Origin of the sequence: Albidovulum sp. (genome assembly GCF_049646345.1) — a bacterium.
In the GTDB taxonomy this organism is placed as follows: domain Bacteria; phylum Pseudomonadota; class Alphaproteobacteria; order Rhodobacterales; family Rhodobacteraceae; genus Albidovulum.
Map to the genome: position 1 here is coordinate 1 of NZ_JBARVQ010000686.1, position 6,307 is coordinate 6,307.

Consider the following 6,307-nt stretch of genomic DNA (forward strand, 5'->3'; position numbering starts at 1 on the left):
CTGCCGACGCCAGGAAAACGGAAAGCGCAGCGTGAACCGTTCGGCGTCAAGCCCGCCGATGGTCCAGCCGACATCGGCCGTTGTCACACTTTCGATGAAATCGGTGCTGGGCCGCGCGTCGAGATAGTCGATCAGTTCCTGCGCGGGTCTGAGCGGCAGACAGGCGCCAGAGGACAGGTAGACATGGCGAACCTCGCTATGACGCTCCAGCATCTGTTCGGCGGCGGCCTGAGTCGCCGCAACAAGAGAAAACGCACCCCATTCACAGACATAGCGGCGGGAAAAGCTGACGCTGTCGATATCGGCCAGCGCCGCGACCAGGCCGTCATACTGGGCCGCCTTCACCCGGCGATCGATATGAATGACAATCGGACAGCCCGCATCGGCCCAGAAACGCGCGACCTGCGCCGCGCGGTCCAGTGCCGTGTGGCACAGCATGATGAAGCCGACGGTCACGCCCAGTTCCCCTTCGACATGAGCCCGAGAATCTCAAGCTGGCGCCAGTTGACATATTTCTCCGACCACTTGCACCAGAGATCGGCATCCCCTTTCAGGGTTTCGGCATAGGCAAGATATTCCCGGCTGCCCGCGAAATGCTCGCGCCTTTCCAGTTCTTCCTCGACCTTCGCCTCAAACGTCGACAGGAACTTTGCGTGCAGCAGGCAGCCCGATGCCTTCTCGCCGCCCCACTCGTCATAGGTCAGGTTCAGACCGCGCGGCAGCAGCATATGGGTTGAGCTGGCAAAACAATAGGACCAGTGCCATTTCACCAGCGGGATCTTGTTGAGCGACGGGGCCAGTTCGGGCTCATCCGCGAACATCGTCCGCGCGCGCGGTCCTCCCTGGATCCAGACGTTCCGCATGCTGGGATTCTTTGCGATCGTGTAGTTCCCGCTGTCGAAATGGTTCGCGATTTCGAAAGGGTCCTGGCCTTCCCGGTAGGGCACCGCGCCGATGGGCCCCTTGGGATACATGTCGACAACCATGGCCGGAAAGCTGCGCACGTCGTAGGTATCAAGCCAGTCGGTCAGCGCCCGGATGGGCCGCGTGTCACAGAAGGGATAGATGAAGAATTCATCGACATCCAAAGCCAGAATCCAGTGCCCGCGCGCATGACGGAACAAGAGCCAGTTGAGCCAGTCCGCTCCATACCGCGCCTCACGGTAGCTGGCGGTCGTGACCCAAAGCGACACATCCTCCTGCTTGGCCAGGTATTCGCGCGACCCGTCATCCGACCCGTTGTCGACCATCAGGAAATGCGTGACGCCGAGTTTGCGATAGTAGCGAAGAAAATAGGGAAGCCGCACACGTTCGTTACGCAATACGGTTGCGACCAGCACTGTCTTGCGTCCAATGTCGGCCGTCCGGTTGATCACCGGCGTAAGGTGCCTGCGGCTGCGCAGCGCACGAAACCGCAGGCGCTTGCGCCGCAGTCTCAGCCGGTATCTTTCCCAGATGCTCAATCCGATCCTTCCGGACGCTCAGCCACCCCGGCAGCCCCCTGCTACCGCACTTGACTTAAGGCGAGGTTGCCAGGGTGAAAGATATCGCCCCGCTGATCCTGCCTGTTGTGTCCTGCGCCTCTCAATCGCGGCAAGAATACATAGGCGGAGCATCCCGGTAAACTGTTGAATGACCGGAGCAAACGACCGGATTCCCAGAATTTCCAGATCGTTGGATGGCGCTCGGATGCAGCCGCTGCGATCAGCCGCTATAGTTGCCCGACTGATGCCATCGCCAGGCATCGGCGATCATGTTGGTCAGGTCAGAGCGTGCGGGCGTCCAGCCAAGTTCGCGGATCGCACGTTCACTGCCCGATACAAGGCTGACCGCATCGCCCGCACGCCGGTCGCCATAGATGATCGGAACATCGCGATTGGTCACTTCACGGGAATGCGCAATCACTTCCTTGACCGAGAAGCCGCGCCCGGTTCCCAGACAGAAAGCGCGTGATCCCTGACCGGCCTCCAGCCATTTCAGCCCGGCGACATGCGCCTCGATCAGGTCCATCACATGGACATAGTCGCGGATGCAGGTGCCGTCCCGGGTCGGATAATCGGTGCCGAAAACCGTCAGTTCCGGGCGCTTGCCGTCAATCGCGTCGAGCATCAGCGGAATGAGATGGGTTTCGGGGCGGTGGAATTCACCCACTTCGCCCTCGGGATCGGCACCCGCGACGTTGAAGTAGCGGAAGATGACCGAGTTCAGCCCATGGCTGGCCCCGAAATCCCCCAGCATCTGTTCGATGGCCAGCTTCGACTTGCCATAGGCGTTCAATGGCAGTTGTGCCGAGTTTTCGTCCAGCACCACACCGTCCTGATCACCGTAAGTGGCGCAGGTCGACGAAAATACGAAATTCTTACATCCGGCGGCCAGCGATGCCTCGATCAGGTTCAGCGCACCCAGTACGTTCACGCGCCAATAGGTTCCGGGATCGCGCATCGCATCGCCGACAAGGCTGATCGCGGCGAAATGCATGACCGCCTCTGGTTTCCAGCGGGCAAAGACCTCATCCAGCCGCGCCCGATCCGCAAGATCGCCCTCTTCCAAGGGTCCGAACTTGACCGCATCGCGCCACCCCGTGGCGAGATTGTCGAACGTGACAGGCACATAACCCGCCGCCCGCAACACTTTGCAGGCGTGAGAGCCGATATAGCCGGCACCCCCCGTGACCAGAATATGTCGGCTCATAGGGTTTACTCAGCCGCCTTCCGGATCGCTGTCATGCTGATAAGAAACTGCTGGAATTCCTCGCGCAGCTCGTCCCGTGCCAGACCGAAGGCGACCGTGGCCTGCAAAAAGCCTGCCTTGGAGCCGCAGTCGAAGCGCTGGCCGCGGAAGCGGAAGCCAAAAATGTTTTCGCCCTTGCTGATTTCCTCGGCAATCGCATCGGTCAGTTGGATCTCTCCCCCGGCGCCGGATTTCATTCGGTTCAGGTTCTGCATGATCTTCGGCGTCAGGATGTAGCGCCCGATCACGGCAAGATTCGACGGCGCTTCATCGGCCTTCGGCTTTTCAACCATGCCCTTGACCGACACCATCGAACCCATGTCTTCTTTCACATCGAGAACACCATAGGACGATGCCTTGTCCGCAGGCACTTCCATGGCCGCAACCATGTTGCCGCCGACCTCTGCATGAGCTTCGACCATCTGCTGCAGGCAGGGCTTTTCCGCGGCGATGACGTCGTCGGGCAGGATGACTGCAAAGGGTTCGTTGCCGACCAGACGGCGGGCGCACCAGACGGCGTGCCCAAGGCCCAGCGCCTTGTGCTGCCGGATATAGGCGATGGCCCCCGATTCCATATTGGACGCGCGCAGAGCCTCCAGCAGGTCGTCCTTGCCGGATTTTTTCAGATGCGATTCCAATTCGTTGGCGTGATCGAAATAATCCTCCAACGCGCCTTTGCCGCGGGAGGTGACAAAGATGAATTCCTTGATGCCCGCGGCGCGGGCTTCGTCGATCGCGTATTGAATCAAAGGCCGGTCGACCAGCGTCATGATCTCTTTCGGAATCGATTTCGTTGCCGGAAGAAACCTTGTTCCCAGACCAGCAACGGGGAAAATCGCCTTTGTTACCTTGCGCTTCATCTACAACACCATCCTGTAGTTATACTCTGGCGCGCAGCCTTGCGGCTGTCCCCCACGCCCCTTCCATTAATCACTTGCCGGTGCCAATAGAACAAGCTTGTGGCACTTTGGCGACCTCAGCGCGGCAAATATGCCTAACGTCGCCTCAATTTGGCAACGGTAGAGCATCTCTTCGGCGGATTGTAGTCAGGATTGTCTGCGCGATCCGCGAATCCCTGCTCACGCCAGAGGTTGCATTCACACCATTCCCATCGCAGCCATCATCCTTTCGATTCGTGGCACATCTTCGGGGTTGTTGAGTTCCCAGAAATCGCGACCGCGCGCTTCCACCTCCACACAAAGGACCCGGCGCCCCTGTTCCAGAAACCGCAATTGTTCGAGCCCTTCCAGAGTTTCCAGCGGACCGGTGGCCCAGCCGGGATAGGCCGACAGGGCCGCAGGCCTGTAGGCATAGACGCCGACGTGATGAAAGACCGGTGTGGCCTCTTCGTCATCAAAGGTGCGGCCGGTATAGGGAATGACCTCTTTCGAGAAGTAGAGCGCATGACCGCCTGCGCCGAACACAGCCGTCGTGCCGCCCACGCGACCGGCGCGCCGGTCCTCAAGAAACCCGTTCAGGGCCCGGCCGTCGCAACGCAGGACAGGGGTCGCTATATCGGCGGTGGCATCGCTGCGCAGACCGGCGACCAGCGCCTCGACGAACCAGTGCGGCGTCAGCGGGGCGTCGCCCTGAAGGTTGACGACAATGTCATATCCGCCGCCAAGAACATCATGCGCCTCGGCGCAGCGCTCGGTCCCGTTCTGGCAGGTTTCAGAGGTCATGACGACCTCTGCCCCGAAACCTTCTGCCTCGGTCCGGATGCGGTCATCGTCGGTCGCAACAACGACCCGGTCCACCCCTTTGACCTTGCAGGCAGCTTCCCAGCTGCGCCGTATCAGCGTGCGCGACTGTCCGTCCGCCCCCTTGAGCGCCACCAATGGCTTGCCGGGATAACGGCTGGACGCATAGCGCGCCGGGATGACGATAAGGACACTCATTCCCGAACCAGAAGAACGCCGGGCGCATAGGCGATGAAGAACGGATTTTCGAAACCCGGCTTGCCATAAGTGAATGGCGTATGATCGTCGAAACGCACGGTTTCACCCCCTGCACCGCGCAGGACAGCGTCGCCTGCGGCCGTGTCCCACTCCATCGTACGCCCCAGTCGCGGATAAAGATCCGCCTCTCCGGTTGCGACCAGACAGAATTTGAGGCTCGACCCGGCGCTGGTCATGTCACGCACCGCATAGCGTCCGATGTAGTCGTCGGTCGCCTGATCCCGATGGGATTTTGAGGCGACAACCATCAGGCCGCGATTGTCAGGAACCGACACCGTGATCGGCACCTGTTCGCCCGGCGTTTCCTTGTCGAACGCGCCTTTCTCCTCGACCGAGCGGCCATCGGCAAGCGTATAGAAAAGCCGCCCCTTGGCCGGGGCATAGACGACGCCACGCAGGGGCACACCATCTTCGACATAGGCGATGTTGACGGTGAAATCGCCGCGGCGCTGAACGAATTCCTTGGTTCCGTCCAGGGGGTCGACGATCAGGAAGGTCGATACCTGTTGCCCATGGCTCGCCGCCTGTTCCTCGGTGACAAGCGCCATCGAGGGAAAGGCCTCGGCCAGACCTTCAGAGATGAGGGCATCGGCAGCCTCGTCGGCGGCTGTCACCGGGCTTGCGTCGGATTTGGAGCGGACTTCGAAATCGGGGGAGTTGTAGATCTCCATGATCCGGTCGCCGGCTTCCAGAGCGAGACGGCGCATCACCGTGATAAGGCGTTCGTATTCCAATATGCTTCTCCCCAAGCGCTTCTGTTGATCGGCCCAGCGCATAACCTTATGATGGCGTGTCAAAGAAACGGCAAGATTTCCGTGTAAAAAACGCAGTAGGCCCGACAGAACCGTAGAAAGACAGGCACAATGTTCACGGTAGAAACGCGAAAGTCGGGTTTCAACTCCGCGCTCGCGATCATGGAGTTGATCTACCACAACACCGTCCGCTCGGTGCGCAGGGGCCATCGTCACGCGGTGATCGGGCTGCTGAAAAGCATCCTCCAGACCGTTTTTCTGGTCGGTGTTTTCTACATCATGTTCAGCGTTCTGGGTATGCGCGGTAATGCGATACGGGGCGATTTCATCGTCTATCTGATGTCCGGCGTCGTTGTTTTCATGGTCAATACCGGTGCGATGGGCGCTGTTGTCGGGTCAGAGGGGCCGACATCCGCGATGATGCTGCATGCGCCGATGAATACCGCGATTGCGATCTGCTCATCCGCGCTGGCATCGCTTTACACACAGGTCCTTTCGGCGGCCGTCGTCCTTGGCGTCTACCATATCGCGTTCGAGCCGGTTCACATCGACAACCCGATCGGGGCGCTGGGCATGTTTCTGCTGGCCTGGCTGAATGGCGTGAGCGTGGGCATGGTCATTCTGGCCATCAAGCCGTGGTGGCCGGGCTTTGTTTCCATGGCGCAGATGATCTACACACGGGCCAACATGATCGCGTCCGGCAAGATGTTCGTGGCGAATACACTGACCTATACAATGCTCAGGATGTTCGACTGGAACCCGCTGTTTCACATCATCGATCAGGCCCGCGGCTATGCGTTCATCAACTATTACCCGCTGAAATCTTCACTGACCTACCCGATCTACGTCACCATCGTCCTTCTCATG

General features: G+C 59.9%; 7 protein-coding genes. 1 reads left to right on the forward strand and 6 read right to left on the reverse strand.

Annotated features, from left to right (window positions below; translation table 11 throughout):
* From WBB85_RS17875 to cysQ, 6 genes are all read right to left on the reverse strand, one after another.
* On the reverse strand, window positions 1-456 hold a 456-nt coding region (locus WBB85_RS17875), incomplete at its 3' end, for a beta-1,6-N-acetylglucosaminyltransferase (protein ID WP_432639950.1).
* Window positions 453-1,463 (reverse strand): glycosyltransferase family 2 protein, encoded by a 1,011-nt coding sequence (locus tag WBB85_RS17880; RefSeq protein WP_432639951.1) that lies wholly within the window; start codon window positions 1,461-1,463, stop codon window positions 453-455. The genes WBB85_RS17880 and WBB85_RS17875, both read right to left, overlap by 4 nt.
* A gap of 241 nt (window positions 1,464-1,704) precedes the next feature.
* Window positions 1,705-2,691: a UDP-glucose 4-epimerase GalE gene (galE, locus tag WBB85_RS17885; protein WP_432639952.1), complete on the reverse strand. Its 987-nt coding sequence runs from the start codon at window positions 2,689-2,691 to the stop codon at window positions 1,705-1,707.
* Between the two features lie 5 nt (window positions 2,692-2,696).
* Window positions 2,697-3,590 (reverse strand): UTP--glucose-1-phosphate uridylyltransferase GalU, encoded by an 894-nt coding sequence (gene galU, locus WBB85_RS17890; protein WP_432639953.1) that lies wholly within the window; start codon window positions 3,588-3,590, stop codon window positions 2,697-2,699.
* Between the two features lie 237 nt (window positions 3,591-3,827).
* Entirely contained in the window at window positions 3,828-4,628 is an 801-nt protein-coding gene (locus tag WBB85_RS17895) for a 3-deoxy-manno-octulosonate cytidylyltransferase (protein ID WP_432639954.1), read from the reverse strand.
* A complete protein-coding gene (cysQ, locus tag WBB85_RS17900; protein WP_432639955.1) occupies window positions 4,625-5,422 on the reverse strand; it encodes a 3'(2'),5'-bisphosphate nucleotidase CysQ in 798 nt (265 codons plus the stop codon). The genes WBB85_RS17895 and cysQ overlap by 4 nt, the downstream gene beginning before the upstream one ends.
* Window positions 5,423-5,551: 129 nt before the next feature.
* Between cysQ and WBB85_RS17905 the strand changes: the two genes are divergently transcribed.
* Window positions 5,552-6,307, forward strand: a 756-nt coding sequence (locus WBB85_RS17905) for an ABC transporter permease (protein ID WP_432639956.1), incomplete at its 3' end; no start/stop codon positions are given.